We start from the raw sequence: 19,653 nt of genomic DNA, 5'->3' as shown, positions 1-19,653 counted from the left end.
TATTTCCTTTTCTCACACACCGGCCTCTCTCGTGCCGGTCGCGGAGGAAACGGATGAAAGGGCAGAAAGTTCCCGCTCTTCACAGCTTTGCGATCAAGCGTGAACTTACGCAGCGGAAGGTAAAGGGTTGATCCGGCAAGCGAAAAACCGCTTATTGTTGTCCCGTGACACCTTTGACCACACCGCCGCAGGATGTCACAGAAGCGGATTACCGGCGATGCGCGCCAGGGCGGGATACCGCAGCTTCGACCCGGATCGGCACCAGCGGCTGCCTGCGGCCCCGTGGCGGCGTATCTTCAGGCTCGGCCATCCGCATGATCGCAATGGCGAATTGCACCCCGGCAAACACCACGCCATTGAACATCACCATCATCAGCGCCGCCACCCAGCCCATCGGTGACTGCAAGATCAGACGTTGCAAACCGGCGATATCCAGCCAGACCAGACCGGCGACAAAGGCCGCCGCGATGCCAAAGCCGATGGCCACGTTGATGATATAAAGACGGATGAGTTTGGGCATGTCTGTGCTCCTGATCAGAGCGAAAGAGTAACGCGCCTGCGGCAAAGGGAAAGGGCCATTTCGCCGCAGGCCTGTCACGTGCCCGGCATCTGGCCGTTGCCCGTCAGAGTGGGCCCCGCGCGGTTCACCCCGTCAGTTCATCGGCCGGACAAATTCCATGCTGCCGCCCTTTGGCCCGGTCAGCAGCAGCGTCACCGGCCCTGTCACCTCGGCGCGGGTCATCTGGCCAAGCGCAGTCAGCATCGCCGATTCGGCGGACAGATCGGGGCAAGCCATTCTGGTGGCGGCGAGGGCACCGGGGCGGAAATCAGGCAGGGTGCCGTCATAACTGCCGGAAAAGCGGTTACACGGCCCCTGCCCTGCGACCCTGCCCGGCGCGCTGAGGTCAATCTTGCCATTTGCCGTGAATGGCTGGCCGTCAATCGACACCAGCTTCCATTCGATAGCGAGGTACTCGGATGGCACCGCATCCGCCCCGGCTGGTTGGCAGGCGGCAAGGCCAAGGCTGGCGACAAGGGCAAGGGTATAACGGGTCATGGTCAGGCTCCTGTTAAAAGCGGTCTGACATATGACGCATCAGAACCCTTCGGGCTTGGCCTCATGCGCCATATGATCGAGTACGGCGTTGACGAACTTGGATTCTTTTCCGTCGGGAAAGAACGCTTTGGCCACATCGACGAATTCGGTGATCACCACTTTCGGCGGTGTGGCCATCTGCGTCATCTCGGCACCCGCAGCGCGGAACAGCGCGCGCAGCACCGGGTCGATCCGGTCAATCGGCCATTTGGCCACCAGCGCACGGTCGGTCATCTGGTCAACCAGCGCCTGAAAGTTCACCGCGTGATCCACCAGCGCGCGGAAGTGATCGACATCGCCTTCGACAAATTCACCTTCGTCATAGGTGGCACCAAACCGATGCACCTCAAACTCACGGCACACTGCCTTGATGGTCTGGCCCGAGACTTCCATCTGGAACAGCGCCTGCACAGCATAAAGCCGCGCGGCAGAGCGCATCTGCTTTTTCTCGGCGTTGCTCGGTTTTGCTGCCGATTTTGACTCTGTCATGCGCGGAACCCGATCCCTTTCGTCTGGCCCGCCCATTTGCGCGAAAGCGCGATCAGGTGCAAGGCCGCGGCCGCTGCCCCGCCACCTTTATTCTGCCCCGCCGGATCGGCCCGCACCTCGGCCTGCGGCCGGTTTTCAACCGTCAGGATGCCATTGCCGATGCAGGCCCCTTGCAGACCCAGCAGGCTGATGGCGCGGCTGCTGTCATTGCAGACGGTGTCGTAATGCGTGGTCTCGCCCCGGATCACGCAGCCAAGGGCGACATAGCCATCATAATTCGCCTGACGGTCTGCCATGGCGATGGCGGTCGGCACCTCCAGCGCGCCCGGCACCTCGACCAGATCCACCTCGGCCCCACAAGCGGCAGCGACGGCGCGCGCGCCAGCAACCATGTTGTCGGCGATGTCCTTGTAATAAGGCGCGACCACGATCAGCAGCTTTACGGGCCGGTCAAACTGCGGCAGCGGCAGGGTGTAATGAGACTCGTGCGTGGCCATGGTTTACTCCGTGATCCGGCGGGTGCCGGTGATCGACAACCCGTATGCGTCCAGCCCGACAATCTTGGGCTGGGGCGAATTGGTCAGCAGGGTCAGCTCGTTGACCCCCAGTGACACCAGAATCTGCGCGCCGATGCCGTATTGCTTCAGGGTCTGCGGCGAGGCTTCAGTATCAGAGATCAGCTTGCGGTCCAGCTCGCGCAGCAAGACCAGCACACCGCGCCCCTCCGTGGCGATCAGCGTCATTGCATCGGCGAATTCCGCCGTGCGCCCTGCCCCGCCAAGGCCCACCACGTCCAGCAGCGGGTCGAGCGTGTGCATCCGGGTCAGCACCGGGCCGGGCGTGGTGATGTCGCCCTTGATCAGCACCACATGCTCTGCGCCTTCGGTCACATCGGTGTAAATCCGCATGGTCCAGTTGCCGCCAAATTCTGACGTGACGGCGCGCTCTTCGGTCAGCTTCACCAGATTGTCGTTGCGGCGGCGATAGGCGATCAGGTCGGAAATCGTGCCGATCTTCAGCCCGTGTTTTTGCGCAAACAGGATCAGATCGGGCAGGCGCGCCATCGAGCCGTCATCGTTCATCACCTCACAGATCACGCCCGAGGGGTTCAGCCCTGCCAGACGCGACACATCGACCGCCGCCTCGGTATGACCGGCGCGCACCAGCACGCCGCCGTCGCGCGCGCGCAGCGGGAACACGTGGCCGGGGGTGGCAATATCCTGCGGGCCCTTGGTCTGATCAATGGCGACCGACACGGTGCGCGCCCGGTCGGCGGCGGAGATGCCGGTGGAAATCCCGTCGCGCGCCTCGATTGACAGGGTAAAGGCGCTGGCAAGGCGCGACGAATTCTTCGGGCTCATCGGTTGCAGGCCCAGTTGATCGACCCGGTCGGCGGTCAGAGCAAGGCAGATCAGGCCCCGGCCATAGGTGGCCATGAAGTTCACCGCCTGCGGCGTGCACATCTGCGCCGGGATCACCAAATCACCCTCATTCTCGCGGTCTTCATGGTCGACCAGAATGAACATGCGCCCGTTGCGCGCGTCGTCGATGATGTCTTCGACAGAAGAGATGGCGTCGGAATACTGGGTCATGCGGTGGGTTCCTGAGCGGGTTTGTCTGGCTTTACCCCGGCGGGCCTGCAAAAGCCAGAGGCTGCTCCTGCAGAACACCTGTGCAGACTAAGCAAAAGGTCGCGGGATCAGGGGGTGAAATACCGCTCTGCCGGCAGGTATCCGGCCAGTCGGCCCGCCGCGCACCACTCTGCCTCCAGCCCGTGATCGCCGATCAGCAGCACGGTATCCGGCGGGGTTTTGCCCAGCACCTCACGCAACCGGTGGCGCGCCTCGGCAAAGCTGGCCAGATGGTGCGGGGCACTGTGGCTTTGGCTCAGCACCGGGGCGGCCTGCGCCAGAGCCGCCGCCTGCAAGGGCGGCAGGGCGAGGCCGATCAGACCGGCCGAGGAAACAGCGGCCAGTTTCACCGCACGGTCAGAGGGCAGCGCCTGCCCCGCGCGCAGAATGCGCAAGGCGTTGGACGAGAACAGAAACGCCACCAGATCATGCCCGGTGCTGGCGCGGATCCCGGCATAGGTCTTGTACTCCAGTCCCAGCTCTGCCGCCCGGCGCACCCGCAGGCGCACCACCTCCAGCGGCAGGGTCGGCACCAGCCGGGCGCGGGCGGCGCGCCAGCAATGGGTGCGCCAGGACAGGCCGGTCATCTCCGGCCCGCCGTTGTGGCCGATGCCTGATGTCACTCCCATTCGCGCAGCCGCGCGACGTAGCGCGCCATGGTGTCCACCTCCAGATTGACGTGGTCGCCGACGGCCACATCACCCCAGGTGGTGGCCTTTTGGGTGTGCGGAATGAAGTTGATGCCGAAATCGGTGCCATCGACCTCATTCACCGTCAGCGAGGTGCCGTTCAGTGCAACCGACCCCTTGGGCGCGATGAACCGGGCCAGATCGCGCGGCGCGCGAAAGGTGACGCGCAGGCTGTCGCCTTGCGGTGTCACCGCCACCACCTCGGCCACGCCATCGACATGGCCCGACACGATATGGCCGCCCAACTCGTCACCGACCTTCAGCGCGCGTTCCAGATTAACCCGCGCGCCCGGTTTCCAGCGCGCCAGATTGGTCTTGCTGACCGTTTCCGCCGAAATCTGCACATCGTACCAGTTGCGGGGGCTGCTGCCGGTGGCAATCACGGTCAGGCAAACCCCATCTGACGCGATCGACGCCCCGATGTCGATGCCGCTGACATCGTAGCGGGTGCCGATCCGGGCGCGCAAGTCGCCCTGCTGCTCTGTCTCCAGCACCTCACCAATATCGCTGACGATCCCTGTGAACATGGCGGCTCTCCTTTGCTGCAATGCGTAACCTGCGCAAAACCCGGACGCAAGGTTGTACGAAAATTGCCTCAAATTCGCCGTGCTTTGACCTTGGCGTCCCGCTAGAAGCACATACTGACGGGGGCTTTGTGTCACCGGGGTAAATTTGACGGGTGCAATGCGTACTTCTGGTGACGACCGCCGATTTCTGTTTCTGCAAGGGCCACACGGGCCCTTTTTCCAGCGTCTGGGCAAGATGCTCGGCGCGGCGGGGGCACAGGTCTGGCGGGTCGGGTTCAACCGGGGCGACCGGGCGTTCTGGCCGTCGGGTGCCACATTCATCCCGTTCCGCGACCCGGTAGAGCACTGGCCAGAGCGGATTGCCGCCCTGCTGCGCGAACTGGCGATCACCGATCTGGTGCTTTACGGCGACACCCGCCCGATCCATGCGCAGGCGGTTCTGGCCGCGCAAGCGGCGGGCGTCATGGTGCATGTGTTTGAAGAAGGCTATCTGCGCCCGCATTGGGTGACCTATGAACGCGGTGGCGTGAACGGTCACTCAAAACTGATGCAGATGTCAGTGGCCGACATGCAGGCTGCCTTGGCGAAAGCCGAAATGGACCAGCCCGAGGCCCCTGCCCGCTGGGGCGACATGCGCCAGCATATTTTCTGGGGCGCGCTGTATCATTGGTTTGTGCTGACCGGGTTCTGGGATTTCCGCAATTTCCGCCCGCATCGCAAGCAAACCGTCTGGCAGGAATTTCTGCTGTATTGCCAACGGCTGATCCTGCTGCCGTTTCACCGCTGGGAACGGATGATCGCACAGTTCCGCATCAAGCATGGCGGCTTTCCCTATCATCTGGTGCTACTGCAGCTGGAACATGATGCCAGCTTTCAGATGCATTCGCCGTTCAAGACCATGGCTGAATTTCTGGCGGTGGTGATGGAGGGGTTTGCCAAAGGGGCGGCCTCGCATCACCATCTGGTGTTCAAGGCCCATCCGCTGGAAGACGGGCGCGCGCCGTTGAAGGCAGAAATCCGTCGGCTGTCGCAACTGCATGGGGTGGCAGGGCGTGTACATTTCGTGCGCGGTGGCAAGCTGGCGCAACTGCTGAACCACGCCCGCAGCGCCGTGACGGTCAATTCCACCGCCGGGCAACAGGTGCTGTGGCGCGGCATGCCGCTCAAAACCTTTGGCGCGGCAGTCTATGCCAAGCCCGAATTCGTCTCGCATCAGCCCATCGCCCGGTTTTTCGCCCGCCCCAACCGCCCCGATGCCCGCGCCTATCGCGATTACCGGCACTATCTGCTGGAAACCAGCCAAATCACCGGCGGTTTTTACAGCGCGCGCGGGCGGCGCGAAGTGCTGCGGCAGGTGGTCGATATGATGCTGTCAGCCGAAGATCCCTATGATGCACTGGTTTCGGGAAGCGCGGCACCACGGCAACAGTTGCGCCTTGTGAACTGAGCCCAAAACCCAGTGCTGGCGTTTTCTCAATTCATTCTGTAGCCTTGCAGGCAAAACTTGAGGCAAATCCAGTTAAAGGAGCCCGGGCAGTGAAAGTGCTTACATCAAGGGGGGCGAAGGCCCTCTGCCTTGTTGCCCTTGTGGCAACCACGGCGGCCTGCGGCTTGCCGCGTTCGGGGCCGAACAAGGCCGAGATTTTCAAAGGGTCGGTGCTGAAAGAAGGGGACGCCTTTATCGTCACCGTCAACCAGCGCGTGACCCGCGCGACCGCCGTCATCCCCGCCTTCGGGTTCACGTCCGGCTTTCTCAATGCGGGCGTGGTGGGGTCGGATACCATCAACCCCGGCGACACGCTGGGTCTGACCATCTTTGAAAACGTCCGTGATGACCCGCTTCTGGGCAACACCGGCCAGCGCGTCAGCGCCCTCGAAGAGGTGCAGGTGGATGGTCAGGGCTACATTTTTGTGCCCTATGCCGGCCGGATCAAGGCCGCCGGGCAAACGCCCGAAGGGTTGCGCAGCGCGATCACCCGCAAACTGGATACCCAGACACCGGACCCGCAAGTGACCGTGACGCGGCTGGCGGGCGATGGCTCGGCAGTGTCGGTGCAAGGCTCGGTCGGGGCCAATGGCGTCTATACCATCGAACGGCCAACCCGCACTCTGTCAGCGATGATCGCCCGTGCCGGGGGTGTCTCGATTGAACCCGAGGTTGCGGTTATCCGCGTAACCCGTGGAAATCATACCGGGAAAGTCTGGCTTCAGGATCTGTATTCCAACCCGTCGCTCGACATTGCCCTGCGCCCCGGCGACAAGATCGTGGTGGAACGCGACACCCGCGCCTTTGTCGCCCTTGGCGCGACCGGTGCGCAAAACCGGGTGCCGTTCGCGACGCAAACCCTGTCGGCGATCGAGGCGATTGCAATTGTCGGCGGGCTGAACACCAACCTGGCCGATCCGACCGGGGTGTTCGTGTTCCGCAACGAACCGGCGGAGATTGCCAATGCGGTCCTGGGCCGCAAGGATCTGCGCGGCGATCAGCGGATGGTCTATGTGCTTGATCTGACCCAACCCACCGGCATGTTCGAGGCGCGTGATTTTGTGGTGCGCGATCAGGATACGGTTTACGTCACCGAAGCGCCGTTCGTGCAGTGGCAGAAAACGCTGTCGGCAATCACCGGCACGGCGGGTGCGGCCAATTCGCTGTCCGACGTGGGCACCGGCGGCTGAGGCCGGATTGGCACCGCAACCCGATGACCAACCAAAAGCCGCCGGGGACGTTCCCCGGCGGCTTTATCATTACAACGCGGGCTTTCTGCGCGACCGGCGGCTGCGCCGCATTCTGCAACTGAGCGGCCACGATCTGGCACTCGGTCTGCCGGGGCCAGAGGATGGCGTGGTGGTCTGGGGCCACAGCCCCTATGCCCATCGCGGCGAGGCTATCGCCGCCCGGCGCGGGGTGCCGCTGATCCGGTTGGAGGATGCCTTTTTGCGCGGCGTCCGGCCGGGGCGGATGGGCGGTGGCACGCTGGGGCTGATGATTGACCCGCTTGGGGTGCATTTCGACAGCGCCGCCCCGTCGCGGCTGGAGCAGATCCTCGCCACCGATCATCTGGACGATTCGAACCTTTTGACCCGCGCACGCGACGGAATCGCGCGGCTGCGGGCGCTGGATCTGTCAAAATACAACATGCACGACCCTGCGCTGCCTCTGCCAGAGCCGGGCTATGTGCTGGTGGTGGATCAGACGCGCGGCGATGCGTCGATCCGGCACTCCGGTGCCAGCGCGCAAAGCTTTGCGCAGATGCTGGGTGCCGCGATGGACGCACATCCACAGGCGCGGATCGTGCTCAAGGTGCATCCCGAAACGGCGCTTGGCCTGCGGGGCGGCCATTACTCGGTCGCGGATCAGTCAGACCGGGTGACGCTGCTGGCCGATGCTGTCTCCCCTCATGCGCTGCTGGAAGGGGCGATTGCGGTTTACACCGTGTCGTCGCAACTGGGGTTCGAGGCTATACTGGCCGGGCATCGCCCGCATGTTTTTGGCCAGCCGTTTTACGCTGGCTGGGGTCTGACCCATGACGCTGGCCCCCTGCCCCGGCGCGGCCGCAAGCTGACAAAGGTGCAACTCTTTGCCGCCGCCATGATCCTGGCGCCGGTCTGGTACGACCCCTGCCGCGACCGGCTGTGCAGCTTTGGAGAGGCGGTGGATCAGCTGGAAGCCGAGCTGCGCGCCTTTCGCGAGGACCGCGCGGGGCACGTGGCGGTTGGCATGCGGCTGTGGAAACGCGGGCGGCTACAGGCGGTGTTCGGGCAGGAAAAACCTTTGGTGTTCAGGGACGTGCCGGGCGATGCGCAGGGTCGGGGCATTCTGGTCTGGGCCGGGAAGGAAACCGAAGGTTTGTCACAGCAAGGTCCAACGCTGCGCCGGGTCGAGGATGGCTTTCTGCGCTCGCGGGGCCTCGGGGCCGATCTGGTGCCACCGCTGTCGCTGGTGACCGATGATCTGGGCATCTATTACGACCCAAGCCGCGAAAGCCGGTTGGAGCGGCTGATCCTGACCCCGCCGCCGCCCGGCGGATTGGCCCGCGCGGCACGGCTGCGCGACCGGCTGGTGGCGCTGGGGCTGACGAAATACAACCTGCCCGGCGCGCGGCCCGATCTGCCGCCGGGGCACCGGGTTCTGGTGCCGGGACAGGTGGAGGATGACGCGTCAATCCTCAAGGGTGGTGGCGCGGTGCGCAGCAACCTTGCGCTGTTGCAGGCGGTGCGGGCCGCGCACCCGGATGCAGTGCTGGTCTACAAACCCCACCCGGATGTCGAGGCCGGGCTGCGGCCCGGTGCCATTTCTGCCAGTGACCTGAATGGCTTGGCCGATGTTATTGCCACACGCGCCGACCCGGTGGCGCTGATCGACGCCTGTGATGAGGTCTGGACAATGACCAGCCTTTTGGGGTTCGAGGCGCTGCTCCGGGGCAAACCGGTGACCTGTCTGGGCGCGCCGTTTTACGCGGGTTGGGGGCTGACGCACGATCTGGGGCCGGTGCCCGCGCGCCGGTTGCGTGGGGCGGATGGCGGGCTGTTGCCGCGCCCCTCGCTGGATCAGCTGGTGCATGCGGCGCTGATCGCCTATCCGCGCTATTACGACCCCGTCAGCCGCCGCCCCTGCCCGCCCGAGGTGGCGCTGGACCGGCTGGCGGCGGGCGATCTGCCGCATCCGGGGCTGGCAAACCGGCTGCTGGCCAAGCTGCAGGGGCGGTTCGCCACCCATGCGCGGCTGTGGCGGCGGTAATCTGCATCAGTAGATATAGCGGATCTGATCGGTCCAGAACCGCTCCAGCCGTTTGAGGGAGTGGTTCACCTCTTCCATCCCGGCGGCGTCAATCACGGCTTTTTTCATCAGCACCTCGGCATGGCGGGCGAACAGGTCGTTCAGCACCAACCGCACCCGCCGCCCCTTTTCCGTCAACCGCACCCGGACCGAGCGCCGGTCAAGTTCTGATCGCTGGTGGTGCATGTAGCCCAGATCCACCAGTTTTTTCAGGTTATAGCTGACGTTGCTGCCCTGATAATACCCGCGGCTTTTCAATTCACCCGCCGTCACCTCATTCTCGCCGATGTTGAACAAGAGCAGCGCCTGCACCGAATTGATCTCAAGGATCGCCAGCCGCTCAAATTCATCCTTGATGACATCGAGCAAAAGGCGGTGAAGCCGTTCGACCAGAGCAAGACTGTCAAGATAGCCAGCCGTCAGAAGCTTATGCGAGCCGTCCAGAACGGGGGCCTGATGGGTCATGCGTGATCTCCGCCTTCAAACAAACAGGGGCAGAATCAGCACAAACAACAAACATTCCGTAAACTATCGCCGGTTTTTGCTCAAACCTTACGCAATCTCTCGCGGGCATATTCCGCGATCTCGGCCAGCAAGGGCGCCACCTCGGGTTTGGGCGCGGCCTGACCAAAGATCCAGGCCATCAGATCCTGATCATTTTCGGCCAGCAACACCTCATAATCCTCAAGCTGCGCTGCTGTCAGACCATCCAGATGTGCATCGGCCCAGGGGCCGAGCACCAGATCCATTTCCTTGGTTCCGCGCCGCCAGGAGCGCATTTTCATGCGTTTGAGTCGTGCTTCAGCCGTTTCGGTAAGTGTCATTCTGCCTCGACCTCTTCGCGTCGCATCAAATGATGCAGCCGGGTTTCCATCTGCCCCAGATCCTGCGCCAAGGCCAGCATCTGCGCGCGCATGCGCGACAGATCGGCCAATGCCTCGACCGTGGCCGCATCATGCACACCGGGCGCAGAGGGTGCGTCAAGCCCGTCCCCCTCGCCGGTCAGCAGCCAGCGGATCGAGACGTTCAGCATGCCCGCCAGCATCTGCAGCCGGTTCGACCGTGGCTCTGACGCATCATCCTCCCAGGCTTGCACCGTGGTCAGGCGCACGCCCAGCCGTTTCGCCAGATCTGACTGGGTTAGTCCTGCCGCCTCACGCGCGCCGGCCAGCCGGTCGCCAAAGGTGGCCACCTCTGCCGAAAACCACGTGGCCGCTGTGTCATTTTCCACCATCTTGCCTCTCCTACAGGTCGATATCGCTTGATCGGGTTGCGGGGCGACCATAAGAGCAAAGGCCGGAAATGACAAATCAGGAGCCGATCATGCCCTTCTTGTCCGACACGCTGGCGCGCGTGAAACCCTCGCCGACGATTGCTGTCACCACCAAGGCGCAGGCGCTGAAAGCCGAGGGCAAGGATGTGATCGGCCTGGGTGCGGGCGAGCCGGATTTCGATACGCCGCAGAACATCAAGGACGCCGCCAAGCGCGCGATTGATGCGGGTCGGACGAAATACACCGCCGTTGATGGCATTCCCGAGCTGAAAGCCGCGATCTGCACCAAGTTCCTGCGCGAAAACGGGTTGACCTATACGCCTGCGCAAGTGACGGTGGGGACCGGCGGCAAGCAGATCCTATACAACGCGCTGATGGCGACCTGCAATCCGGGGGATGAGGTGATCATCCCGGCACCCTATTGGGTGAGCTACCCCGATATGGTGTTGCTGGCGGGCGGAACTCCGGTGCCGGTGGTGGCGGGGATCGAGACCAATTTCAAGCTGACGCCCGATCAGCTGGAGGCGGCGATCACGCCAAAGACCAAGTGGTTCATTTTCAACAGCCCGTCGAACCCGACCGGCGCGGGCTATACGCGGGATGAGCTGAAAGCGCTGACCGATGTGCTGCTGCGCCATCCGCATGTCTGGATCATGTCGGATGACATGTATGAGCATCTGGTGTTCGGCGATTTCACATTCTGCACGCCCGCCGAAGTTGAACCGGCGCTCTATGACCGCACGCTGACCTGCAACGGGGTGTCGAAATCCTATGCAATGACCGGCTGGCGCATCGGCTATGCGGCGGGTCCGGTGGCGTTGATCAAGGCGATGGGCACGATCCAGTCGCAATCGACCTCGAACCCCTGTTCGGTGTCGCAATATGCGGCGCTGGAGGCGCTGACCGGCCCGCAGGAGTTTCTGGCCGAAAACCGCAAATTGTTTGAGCGCCGCCGTGATCTGGTGGTGTCGATGCTGAACGCGGCCAAGGGTGTGACCTGCCCGAACCCTGAAGGCGCGTTTTATGTCTACCCGGACATCGCGGGCTGCATCGGCAAAGTATCAGAGGGCGGCACGCTGATCACCAATGACGAAGTGTTTGCGACCGCGTTGCTGGAGGAAACCGGGGTGGCCGTGGTGTTCGGTGCGGCCTTTGGCCTATCGCCAAACTTCCGCGTCAGCTACGCTACCGCAGATGACACGCTGCGCGAGGCATGCAGCCGGATTCAACGCTTTTGTGCGGCACTGGCCTGAGGGGGTTTCATGGCGGGCGATCTGCCGGAGTATTATTTCCGCATCCGTGAAAACGGCGCGGCTGTGTTCAGGGTTGATACGGAAAATCGCCAGCGCCGGATCGAGATGGAAGAGATTGCCATCGCCAATGTCAGGAATGGCAACATCAAGCCGCATGGCGACCGGAAGCTGACGGCGGAGGAAACCGCCGTCATCACCGGTTGGATCGCGCAGCGCAGTGCCATTCTGGCGCAGCGCGATGTTGATGACATTCACCGCGCAGTCGATCACCTCAATCTGGTCACGCAATGGGCGCAGTCCAAGGCGAGCGAGGATCAGCTGGAAGAGGTCACCGATACCCTGCTGCTGGCGATGCACGATCTGCGCACGGTTCTGGTGCGCAAAAAGGCCGAGCGGCTGATGAAGACCGAGCCGGAGCCGGAATAGCGGATCAGGTGCCGCAGAAGGTGACGTAATCGCCAAAGCCGCTGGGGGCTGGCAGGGCAAAGGCCTCACGCCCCGGCTGGTCGGTATAGGGGTCAGTCACCTGAACCAGCAGCGCGGTAAAGGGCGTGAGGTCGCCCTGTTCGGCCGCTTGCAGCGCCGCTTCCACCATATGATTGCGCGGGATCACCAGCGGGTTGACCGCGCGCAGATGGGCAGTAGCATCCGGCCGCAGCCGGGCGCGCCAGAGCGGCAACCACAGGTCCAGCGTTGTGCTGTCTGCGAACAGTGCGCGCAGCGGGGTGGTGTCGCCGGTCTCTGCCTCGGCCAGACGGCGGAAGGCGAGGGTCCAGTCAGCGCCCTGCCCCTCCATCGCGGCCAGAAACCCCTTGGCCAGATCGGCGTCCCCGTCCTGCGCGCCGTTCAGCGCCAGCTTGTGCCGCATCACCGCCAGCCATTCCGCCTGATACAGATCAGCTACGCCTGACAGCCGGTCGTTCAGCACCTGAACCGCCGCCTCTGCGTCGCCCATCAGCGGCAGCAGGCTTTCGGCCAGCTTTGCCAGATTCCACGCCAGAATATGCGGCTGGTTGGCATAGGCATAGCGGCCCTGATGGTCGATCGAGGAAAACACCGTGCCCGGCGCATAGGCCTCCATGAACGCACAGGGGCCATAGTCGATGGTCTCACCCGACAGCGCCACGTTGTCGGTGTTCAGCACGCCATGGACAAAGCCAAGCCCCATCCATGCTGCCACCAGCCGCGCCTGCCGTGCGGTCACCCGGTCGAAAAACGCAAGCTGCCGCCCGTCCTGCCCCACAAGGTCAGGATCGTGCCGCGCGATGGCATAATCGACCACCCGCGCCAGCGCGTCATGATCGCCGCGCGCCGCCCAGAACTGGAGGGTGCCGACCCGCAGGTGGCTGGCCGCCACGCGGGTCACCACCGCCCCGGGCAGACGCCCCGCCTCGCGGCGCACATCCTCACCCGTCAGGGCCACGGCCAGGCTACGGGTGGTGGGCACGCCAAGTGCCGCCATCGCCTCGGAGATCAGGTATTCGCGCAGCATCGGGCCAAGGGCTGCCTTGCCATCGCCGCCGCGCGAAAACGGCGTGCGGCCAGAGCCTTTGAGCTGGATATCCCAGCGCTGCCCATCGGGCGCGATATGCTCGCCGATCAGATGCGCCCGGCCATCGCCCAGTTGGGGTGAGAAGCCGCCGAACTGATGCCCGGCATAGGCCAGTGCAATGGGCGCGGCCCCTTCGGGCACAGCGCCGCCGGCAAACCAGCCGGGGTTCTGCGCCAGCCCCTCAGCCTCCAGCCCCAACGCAGCCGCCAGCCGGTGATTGAGCACCAGCAGTTGCGGCGCAGGGGCCGTATCGGGCGCCTGCTCCACATAAGTCCCCGGCAGATCACGATGCCAGCTGTTGTCAAACCGGAAACCTCCGGTCAAAGCGGCAGAGGGCTGGAATCCTTGGGTCATTTATCCTCGGCGATTTGCGTGACGCGGCTTTCCCTGATCATATGGGGACCGCACAGGGCATCGCAACCCGGCGACCGCCACAATCAGGGCAGAACCTCGATCACGGTCAGCTGCCAGATCGAACGGGCGTGACTGACCTCGTTCTTGTATTCATCGGGCTTCAGATCATAGGGATAGACCATCCACAGCGGCCCCTTGTCGCGCGGCGACAGGTCCGTGCCATCCATGTGAAAGGCCAGCAGCGGCCCTCCGTCGACCGCTTCGGTCATCGGAATCTCGACGGCATATTCGTTCAGGGCAATCAGACGCAGGGTGGTGCCATCAGCCCCAAGATGCCGCATGAGTCGCGACAGCTCGACCCCCTGAAACTCACTTGTACCTTCGGTCCAGATCGTGCCGGTGTGCATCGTCGTGACGCCGATCGCATCGATCATGGCGCGGTCCAGCGCAGCGGCACCATCCCCGTTGGTTTGCGCAATCTCGCCCCTTACAGTCAGAATAACATCGCCGGTCGGGGCGGGCAGCGGCACAGTCTCAGCCATTGTTGCCGTTGCCAAACCCCATGCCAGACAAGGGCCAAGGGCCATTCCGAGCACGCTTTTCCGATTCAGACTGTCCATTCCCACACTCCCGCTTCCACGGACCCAAGGATAGCGGATCATTCGATAATGATCTTCTATCCATCCGCATAGGACAGGGATGATCTGCAAAAGCATCACAAGGTTGAAGAAAGTGGTCGGGGCGGAGGGATTCGAACTCTCGACCTACGGTACCCAAAACCGTCGCGCTACCAGGCTGCGCTACGCCCCGACTGAGAGGGGTCTTAGCGAATGCCGCTGCGGATGAAAAGGGCTATTCAGCACAAGACCATGAAGGATTTGCAATTGCCGGGTGCCGCATCTCTGCTCCGGGGACAATGCCCAGCCGTGCGGCCAGCCCCCCGTTGATTTCCAGCACCAGTTTGACCCCTGCTCCGCCGTCAATCGGGGTGGTGTCCTGCGGCTTGGCATTGGCATGCACTTTTGTCACCCGCCCGGTGGGATCGGCAAAGATCATGTCCAGCGGAATCAGGGTGTTCTTCATCCAAAAGCTCGCGCGGCGCGGGCTTTCATACACAAACAGCATCCCCGCCGAACGTGGCAGGGTTTCGCGGAACATCAGCCCCCGGCTGCGCGTGGCATCGGTATCGGCAACCTCGACCGCAAATCGCGCCTGCCCACCGGGCCAGCGCAATTCAACCTGATCATCGCGGCACCCGGCCAGGGCGGTTCCCGCCATCAGGACCAGGGCCGCAAAAGACCCGATTACCGCCCGCCGCGTGCTGCCGCTTCCCATGATGCCACCTGAACTGCCATGCGCCCGCGCTTGCCGTCGATGATCCGCAGGCAAACCGCTTCGCCTGCTTGTAGATCGGCAAAGCCTGAGATGCGCAACACTTCGACGTGAATGAACACATCGTCATTGCTGCCGAAGACATTGGCAAAGCCAAATCCCTTTGCCTTGTCGAACCATTTGACGCGCGCTGGTTCCAGCGGCAGGGCCGCAACCTCTTCGGCTGTCATCAGATTGCCTTCATCGACCAGGGTCGCAATTGCCCCCGCCGGTGCCTGCACCGAAACGACTTCCACCGCCTGCACGCCACGCGGGCTTTGCTGCACACGCACCGTAATGGTCGCCCCGTCAGCCACAGAATTCTGGCCATAGTTCCGCAGCACATTTGCATGCAGCAGAATATCGCTTTCTGCCTCATCAGAAACGATGAAACCGAACCCTTTGGCAGGATCAAACCACTTCACATGACCATGCACAATACGCATGGTCTTTTCTTCCTCAGTCATAACAGAGCCGTTCCCCAGATTGACCCCAAGCGCCAAATTGACGCTATTCCAGGATGGGTTTCAAACACATTTCCAAATGATGAATACACCCATGCATTGCCAAGGGCAACAATCAGGGGTTGAGTCGCTGAATTCCCCACGAGTCCAGCGGTGTCTCACGTGTCCAACGAAAACGGTCATGCAGCCTGAAAGCCCCATCCGCCCAAAACTCTATCTCAACCGGACGCAGACGGAAACCTCCCCAAAAGGATGGGCGGGGCGGGTGTGTTCCTTTTGTCACGGTCAGCTTGGCAACCTCGGCTATCAGATGCTCACGGCTTGACAGGGGCTGCGACTGCCGACTCGCCCAGGCGCCCAGCCGGGACTTCAGGCTTCGGCTGGCATAGTACTCATCCGCCTTTGGCCCCTCTTCGCGCTCGGTGATCCCGCGCACCCGGATCTGACGGCGCAGGGATTTCCAGTGCATGACAAAGGCGGCCTTGCCCGCAGACTCGATCTCAACCGCCTTTTTTGACTGGTAATTGGTGTAGAACACAAAGGCATCCGCCTCGATCTCCTTGAGCAACACCATGCGCACATTGGGCAGGCCGGACGGGTCCACCGTGGCCAGCGCAATCGCATTGGGATCGTTCGGCTCAACCGCCTCAGCCTCGCCCAGCCATTGCCGCGCAATGGCAAACGGGTCGTCGCCCGCGAAAATTCCGCTCCGGTCCATGACCCTTGTCCTTCATTCTGTGCGAAACGCCCCGCAGCCTCTGGCTTGAACGGGAATTGCCTTTCGCCTACACGTCAATTTCAATGCGAAAAATGTGCGAGGGGCAAGAGATGTCAACAGGACTTATGGCGGGCAAGCGCGGGCTGATCATGGGGCTTGCCAATGACAAGTCCATTGCATGGGGCATCGCCAAGACCCTCGCCGACCATGGGGCAGAGCTCGCGTTCTCGTATCAGGGTGAGGCGCTGAAAAAACGGGTCGAGCCGCTGGCCGCGTCTTTGGGCAAACCGCGCCTCTATGAATGCGATGTCGCCAGCGAAGACAGCATGGATGCCCTGTTCGCCTGGCTGGAGGCGGAATGGGGCACGATTGACTTTGTGGTCCACGCCATCGGGTTTTCCGACAAGAACGAGTTGCGCGGCCGCTATGTCGAAACCTCACGCGCCAACTTCCTGATGTCGATGGATATTTCGGTGTATTCTTTCACCGCTGTCTGCCAGCGCGCGTCAAAGATCATGACCAAAGGCGGCAGCTTGCTGACGCTCACCTATTACGGTGCTGAAAAGGTCATGCCGCATTACAATGTGATGGGTCTGTGCAAGGCCGCCCTTGAGGCATCGGTGAAATACATCGCCGAAGATCTCGGCAAAGACGGCATCCGCGTCAACGCGATCTCGGCCGGGCCGATCAAGACCCTTGCCGCCTCTGGCATCGGCGACTTCCGCTACATCATGAAATGGAACGAACTGAACTCGCCGCTGCGCCGCAATGTCACACAGGAAGAGGTGGGCAAGGCCGCGCTTTACCTGATCTCCGATCTGGGCTCGGGCACCACCGGAGAAAACCTGCATGTCGATGCGGGCTATCATGTCGTCGGCATGAAGGCGGTGGATGCGCCCGATATCGACGTTGTCACCGGCCGCAAGGACTAGGGAGCACAGAGCATGACGCTGGCGGCATTTCTTGCGGTGGCGGCCCTGTTGACCATGGGCGCGGTCAGCCCCGGCCCGGCTGTGCTGATGTCGGCGCGGACCGGGGTGACCGAAGGGTTGCGCACCGGGTTCTTCCTCGCCATGGGCATCGGGCTTGGCGCGGTGTTTTGGGCCGCGTTGGCGCTGTCCGGTCTGGCGGCGCTGTTCAAGATTGCCCCGGCGCTCCTCTGGGCGTTCAAGATCATCGGCGGGCTCTATCTGATCTGGATGGCGGTGCAGATGTGGCGTCACGCCGCCGACCCCTTGCCCGACACCACCGGCCAGCCGCCGCGCTCGGCCCTCTCGGCGTTCCGGCTGGGGCTGGTCACGCAGCTGTCGAACCCCAAACCCGCCGTGGTGTTGTCGGCGATCTTTATCGGCACGGTGCCGCCGAACACCCCGCTCTGGGTGCTCGCCTGCCTGCTGGCCTTTCTGTTCACGGTGGAAACGCTGTGGAACACCATTGTCGCCCGTCTCTTTTCGCTGCCCGCCACCCGCCGCGCCTATGTCGGCGCGAAATCCGCCATGGACCGCAGCTTTGGCGGTCTTCTTGCCCTGCTCGGCGCCAAGATCGCCGCCACCTGAAGGAGCCTGCCATGAACGACCGCCTGCCGCATGAAAAAGGCTTTCACGTCAGTTGGGACCAGATCCACCGCGACGCCCGCGCTCTGGCCTGGCGGCTGGATGGCAAGGGCCCGGACAATGGCGCCTGGAAGGCCGTGGTCGGCATCACCCGGGGCGGCCTTGTGCCCGCGATGATCGTCAGCCGCGAGCTGGATATCCGGGTGGTCGACACGATCAGCGTGAAATCCTACAGCCATCAGAACCAGACCGAGGCGCGGGTGATCAAATCGCCGCAGGCCGAGCTGATGGGCGATGGCACCGGCATCCTGATCGTCGATGATCTGGTCGACAGCGGCAAGACGCTGGAACTGGTGCGCACCCTGTATCCGAAAGCACATTTCGCCACCGTCTACGCCAAGCCCTCGGGCCGCCCGCAGGTGGATACCTATATCACCGAGGTCAGCCAGGACACCTGGATCTTCTTCCCCTGGGACATGGCGCTGCAATACGTCCAGCCCTACCGTGGCACCGACTGACTTTCCTGAGTCTGTTCTGCATTTTCTGTCCCCAAATATCCCACGGGGTAGCCAGTGGTTTCGCCATTGGTTCGAGAAACCGCTGAGCTGGGGGGTGTGAAACCCCCGGTTCCGCCGCCAGCACAAGGCGCAACCGATGACCCATCCGCTGAACCCCGCCATGGCCGCAACCGAAGCCCCCCCGGTGATGGAGGCGCGGCGCTGGTTGCAGGGGGTGGCCTTTCCCGCCGACCGCCCGCTGATCAATGTCAGTCAGGCCGCCCCGGTGGAGCCGCCGCCTTTGGGCCTGCGGCAGGCGATTGCTGATGCCGCGCTGACCAATGACGCGGCGCATTTGTACGGTCCGGTGCTGGGCCTGCCCGAGCTGCGGGCCGAGATCGCGGGGCAATGGTCTGCGCTCTACGGCGGCCAGATTGCGCCGGATCAGGTGGCGATCACCCAAGGCTGCAATCAGGCCTTTACCGCCGTCATGTCCACCCTTGCCGGTGCCGGGGATGAGGTGATCCTGCCGACACCGTGGTACTTCAATCACAAGATGTGGTTCGACATGCAGGGCGTGGCGACCATCGCGCTGGACACCGGGCCGACGCTGATCCCCGATGCAGAGGCCGCGCGTGCGCTGATCACGCCCCGAACCCGCGCCATTGTGCTGGTATCGCCCAACAATCCGGGCGGGGTCGAGTATCCGGCAGAGACATTGGCCGCCTTCCGCGATCTTTGCCGCGCGCAGGGTCTGGCGCTGATCGTGGATGAAACCTACCGCGATTTTGACAGCCGCCATTCGGTGGAACTCGGCGGTCGGCCGCATGATCTGTTCGACGATCCCGACTGGGCCGATACCCTGATCCACCTCTACAGCTTTTCCAAAGCTTACCGCCTGACCGGGCACCGCGTGGGCGCGGTTGTGGCCAGCGCGGGCCGTCTGGCCGAGGTGGAAAAGTTCCTCGATACCGTCGCGATCTGCCCCGGCCAGCTGGGCCAGATCGCAGCGCTGTGGGGCATGCGCAACCTGAGCCAATGGGTCGCGGGCGAGCGGGATGAGATCCTGTCGCGCCGCCGCGCCATGATCGAAGGGTTTGCCCAGCTGGAGGGCTGGAAGCTTCTTGGCTGTGGCGCCTATTTCGCCTATGTCGAGCACCCGTTTGATCTGCCTTCGGATCAGCTCTGCAAGCGGCTGGTCAGCGAGGCGTCGCTGCTGATGCTGCCCGGCACCATGTTCCAGCCCGGCGGATCAGAGGCGGGCAAGCGGCAGATCCGCATTGCCTTTGCCAATGTCGATGCGGCGGGGATCACGGAGCTGTTTCACCGCCTGAAGGCCTTTCGCGCCTGATGACTCGCCCGCTGCTCTCTTGCCCGCCAACCTCTTGTTCCTTTGTGGCTTAACGCAT

24 protein-coding genes and 1 tRNA gene are annotated in these 19,653 nt (G+C 63.2%); 9 read left to right on the top strand and 16 right to left on the bottom strand.

Going from position 1 to position 19,653, the window contains the following annotated elements; genetic code table 11:
• Positions 1–208: 208 nt before the first annotated feature.
• From D1012_RS11060 to D1012_RS11030, 7 genes are all read right to left on the bottom strand, one after another.
• The gene (locus D1012_RS11060) at positions 209–520 is read right to left on the bottom strand and encodes a hypothetical protein (RefSeq protein WP_118152119.1); all 312 of its coding nucleotides are present in this window, start codon (positions 518–520) and stop codon (positions 209–211) included.
• A gap of 132 nt (positions 521–652) precedes the next feature.
• On the bottom strand, positions 653–1,057 hold the full coding sequence (locus D1012_RS11055) for an META domain-containing protein (RefSeq protein ID WP_118152117.1): 405 nt from the start codon (positions 1,055–1,057) through the stop codon (positions 653–655).
• A gap of 39 nt (positions 1,058–1,096) precedes the next feature.
• Complete coding sequence (nusB, locus tag D1012_RS11050; RefSeq protein WP_118152115.1) at positions 1,097–1,585, bottom strand: transcription antitermination factor NusB; 489 nt, start codon at positions 1,583–1,585, stop codon at positions 1,097–1,099.
• Positions 1,582–2,082: a 6,7-dimethyl-8-ribityllumazine synthase gene (locus D1012_RS11045; RefSeq protein ID WP_118152113.1), complete on the bottom strand. Its 501-nt coding sequence runs from the start codon at positions 2,080–2,082 to the stop codon at positions 1,582–1,584. The genes nusB and D1012_RS11045 overlap by 4 nt, the downstream gene beginning before the upstream one ends.
• A 3-nt stretch (positions 2,083–2,085) precedes the next feature.
• Complete coding sequence (gene ribB, locus D1012_RS11040; protein WP_118152111.1) at positions 2,086–3,177, bottom strand: 3,4-dihydroxy-2-butanone-4-phosphate synthase; 1,092 nt, start codon at positions 3,175–3,177, stop codon at positions 2,086–2,088.
• 107 nt (positions 3,178–3,284) lie between these two features.
• The gene (locus D1012_RS11035; protein ID WP_233517096.1) at positions 3,285–3,845 is read right to left on the bottom strand and encodes a hypothetical protein; all 561 of its coding nucleotides are present in this window, start codon (positions 3,843–3,845) and stop codon (positions 3,285–3,287) included.
• Positions 3,836–4,432 (bottom strand): riboflavin synthase, encoded by a 597-nt coding sequence (locus tag D1012_RS11030; RefSeq protein ID WP_118152109.1) that lies wholly within the window; start codon positions 4,430–4,432, stop codon positions 3,836–3,838. The genes D1012_RS11035 and D1012_RS11030 overlap by 10 nt, the downstream gene beginning before the upstream one ends.
• Before the next feature lie 157 nt (positions 4,433–4,589).
• Between D1012_RS11030 and D1012_RS11025 the strand changes: the two genes are divergently transcribed.
• From D1012_RS11025 to D1012_RS11015, 3 genes are all read left to right on the top strand, one after another.
• Positions 4,590–5,879 carry a capsule polysaccharide biogenesis protein gene (locus tag D1012_RS11025; RefSeq protein ID WP_118152107.1) on the top strand — a complete coding sequence of 430 codons (1,290 nt, stop codon included), beginning with the start codon at positions 4,590–4,592 and terminating at the stop codon, positions 5,877–5,879.
• Positions 5,880–5,968: 89 nt separating this feature from the next.
• Positions 5,969–7,108: a polysaccharide biosynthesis/export family protein gene (locus D1012_RS11020; RefSeq protein WP_118152105.1), complete on the top strand. Its 1,140-nt coding sequence runs from the start codon at positions 5,969–5,971 to the stop codon at positions 7,106–7,108.
• 7 nt (positions 7,109–7,115) lie between these two features.
• Positions 7,116–9,170, top strand: coding sequence for a capsule polysaccharide biogenesis protein (locus tag D1012_RS11015; RefSeq protein WP_118152103.1), 2,055 nt, complete (start codon positions 7,116–7,118; stop codon positions 9,168–9,170).
• Between the two features lie 6 nt (positions 9,171–9,176).
• On the opposite strand, the gene D1012_RS11010 is transcribed toward D1012_RS11015, so the two are convergent.
• From D1012_RS11010 to D1012_RS11000, 3 genes are all read right to left on the bottom strand, one after another.
• Positions 9,177–9,674 (bottom strand): MarR family winged helix-turn-helix transcriptional regulator, encoded by a 498-nt coding sequence (locus tag D1012_RS11010; protein WP_118152101.1) that lies wholly within the window; start codon positions 9,672–9,674, stop codon positions 9,177–9,179.
• Positions 9,675–9,754: 80 nt separating this feature from the next.
• Positions 9,755–10,033, bottom strand: coding sequence for an FAD assembly factor SdhE (locus tag D1012_RS11005; protein ID WP_118152099.1), 279 nt, complete (start codon positions 10,031–10,033; stop codon positions 9,755–9,757).
• A complete protein-coding gene (locus tag D1012_RS11000; protein WP_118152097.1) occupies positions 10,030–10,443 on the bottom strand; it encodes a helix-turn-helix domain-containing protein in 414 nt (137 codons plus the stop codon). The genes D1012_RS11005 and D1012_RS11000 overlap by 4 nt, the downstream gene beginning before the upstream one ends.
• An 89-nt stretch (positions 10,444–10,532) precedes the next feature.
• Here D1012_RS11000 and D1012_RS10995 point away from each other — a divergent pair, with 89 nt between their 5' ends.
• Together D1012_RS10995 and D1012_RS10990 are read left to right on the top strand one after the other, a co-directional pair.
• Positions 10,533–11,735 carry a pyridoxal phosphate-dependent aminotransferase gene (locus D1012_RS10995; RefSeq protein ID WP_118152337.1) on the top strand — a complete coding sequence of 401 codons (1,203 nt, stop codon included), beginning with the start codon at positions 10,533–10,535 and terminating at the stop codon, positions 11,733–11,735.
• Between the two features lie 9 nt (positions 11,736–11,744).
• Positions 11,745–12,161 (top strand): hypothetical protein, encoded by a 417-nt coding sequence (locus D1012_RS10990; RefSeq protein ID WP_118152095.1) that lies wholly within the window; start codon positions 11,745–11,747, stop codon positions 12,159–12,161.
• A 4-nt stretch (positions 12,162–12,165) separates the two neighbouring features.
• Here D1012_RS10990 and D1012_RS10985 read toward each other — a convergent pair whose 3' ends face one another.
• From D1012_RS10985 to pdxH, 6 genes are all read right to left on the bottom strand, one after another.
• Positions 12,166–13,641: a protein adenylyltransferase SelO gene (locus tag D1012_RS10985; RefSeq protein ID WP_118152093.1), complete on the bottom strand. Its 1,476-nt coding sequence runs from the start codon at positions 13,639–13,641 to the stop codon at positions 12,166–12,168.
• 83 nt (positions 13,642–13,724) lie between these two features.
• Complete coding sequence (locus D1012_RS10980; RefSeq protein ID WP_118152091.1) at positions 13,725–14,261, bottom strand: putative pterin-binding protein; 537 nt, start codon at positions 14,259–14,261, stop codon at positions 13,725–13,727.
• A 113-nt stretch (positions 14,262–14,374) separates the two neighbouring features.
• Positions 14,375–14,451 (bottom strand) — tRNA-Pro (locus D1012_RS10975).
• 42 nt (positions 14,452–14,493) lie between these two features.
• Positions 14,494–14,976 (bottom strand): DUF192 domain-containing protein, encoded by a 483-nt coding sequence (locus tag D1012_RS10970; RefSeq protein ID WP_118152089.1) that lies wholly within the window; start codon positions 14,974–14,976, stop codon positions 14,494–14,496.
• On the bottom strand, positions 14,946–15,479 hold the full coding sequence (locus D1012_RS10965; protein WP_118152086.1) for a cold-shock protein: 534 nt from the start codon (positions 15,477–15,479) through the stop codon (positions 14,946–14,948). Before D1012_RS10965 ends, D1012_RS10970 begins: the two co-directional genes overlap by 31 nt.
• 112 nt (positions 15,480–15,591) lie before the next feature.
• Positions 15,592–16,194, bottom strand: a complete 603-nt coding sequence (pdxH, locus tag D1012_RS10960; protein WP_118152084.1) for a pyridoxamine 5'-phosphate oxidase — start codon at positions 16,192–16,194, stop codon at positions 15,592–15,594.
• 110 nt (positions 16,195–16,304) lie between these two features.
• Between pdxH and fabI the strand changes: the two genes are divergently transcribed.
• The 4 genes from fabI to D1012_RS10940 all read left to right on the top strand — a co-directional run bounded on the left by fabI (position 16,305) and on the right by D1012_RS10940 (position 19,595).
• The gene (fabI, locus tag D1012_RS10955; RefSeq protein WP_118152335.1) at positions 16,305–17,126 is read left to right on the top strand and encodes an enoyl-ACP reductase FabI; all 822 of its coding nucleotides are present in this window, start codon (positions 16,305–16,307) and stop codon (positions 17,124–17,126) included.
• Positions 17,127–17,138: 12 nt separating this feature from the next.
• A complete protein-coding gene (locus tag D1012_RS10950; protein ID WP_118152082.1) occupies positions 17,139–17,750 on the top strand; it encodes a LysE family translocator in 612 nt (203 codons plus the stop codon).
• A gap of 11 nt (positions 17,751–17,761) precedes the next feature.
• Positions 17,762–18,265: a xanthine phosphoribosyltransferase gene (gene gpt, locus D1012_RS10945; RefSeq protein WP_118152080.1), complete on the top strand. Its 504-nt coding sequence runs from the start codon at positions 17,762–17,764 to the stop codon at positions 18,263–18,265.
• A 136-nt stretch (positions 18,266–18,401) separates the two neighbouring features.
• A complete protein-coding gene (locus D1012_RS10940; protein WP_118152078.1) occupies positions 18,402–19,595 on the top strand; it encodes an aminotransferase in 1,194 nt (397 codons plus the stop codon).
• Positions 19,596–19,653 lie beyond the last annotated feature (58 nt).

It is taken from the genome of Pseudotabrizicola alkalilacus, from assembly GCF_003443995.1.
Lineage (GTDB): Bacteria > Pseudomonadota > Alphaproteobacteria > Rhodobacterales > Rhodobacteraceae > Pseudotabrizicola > Pseudotabrizicola alkalilacus.
Note: the sequence above shows the minus strand (reverse complement) of the source record. Positions and strands in the feature narration are given on the sequence as shown.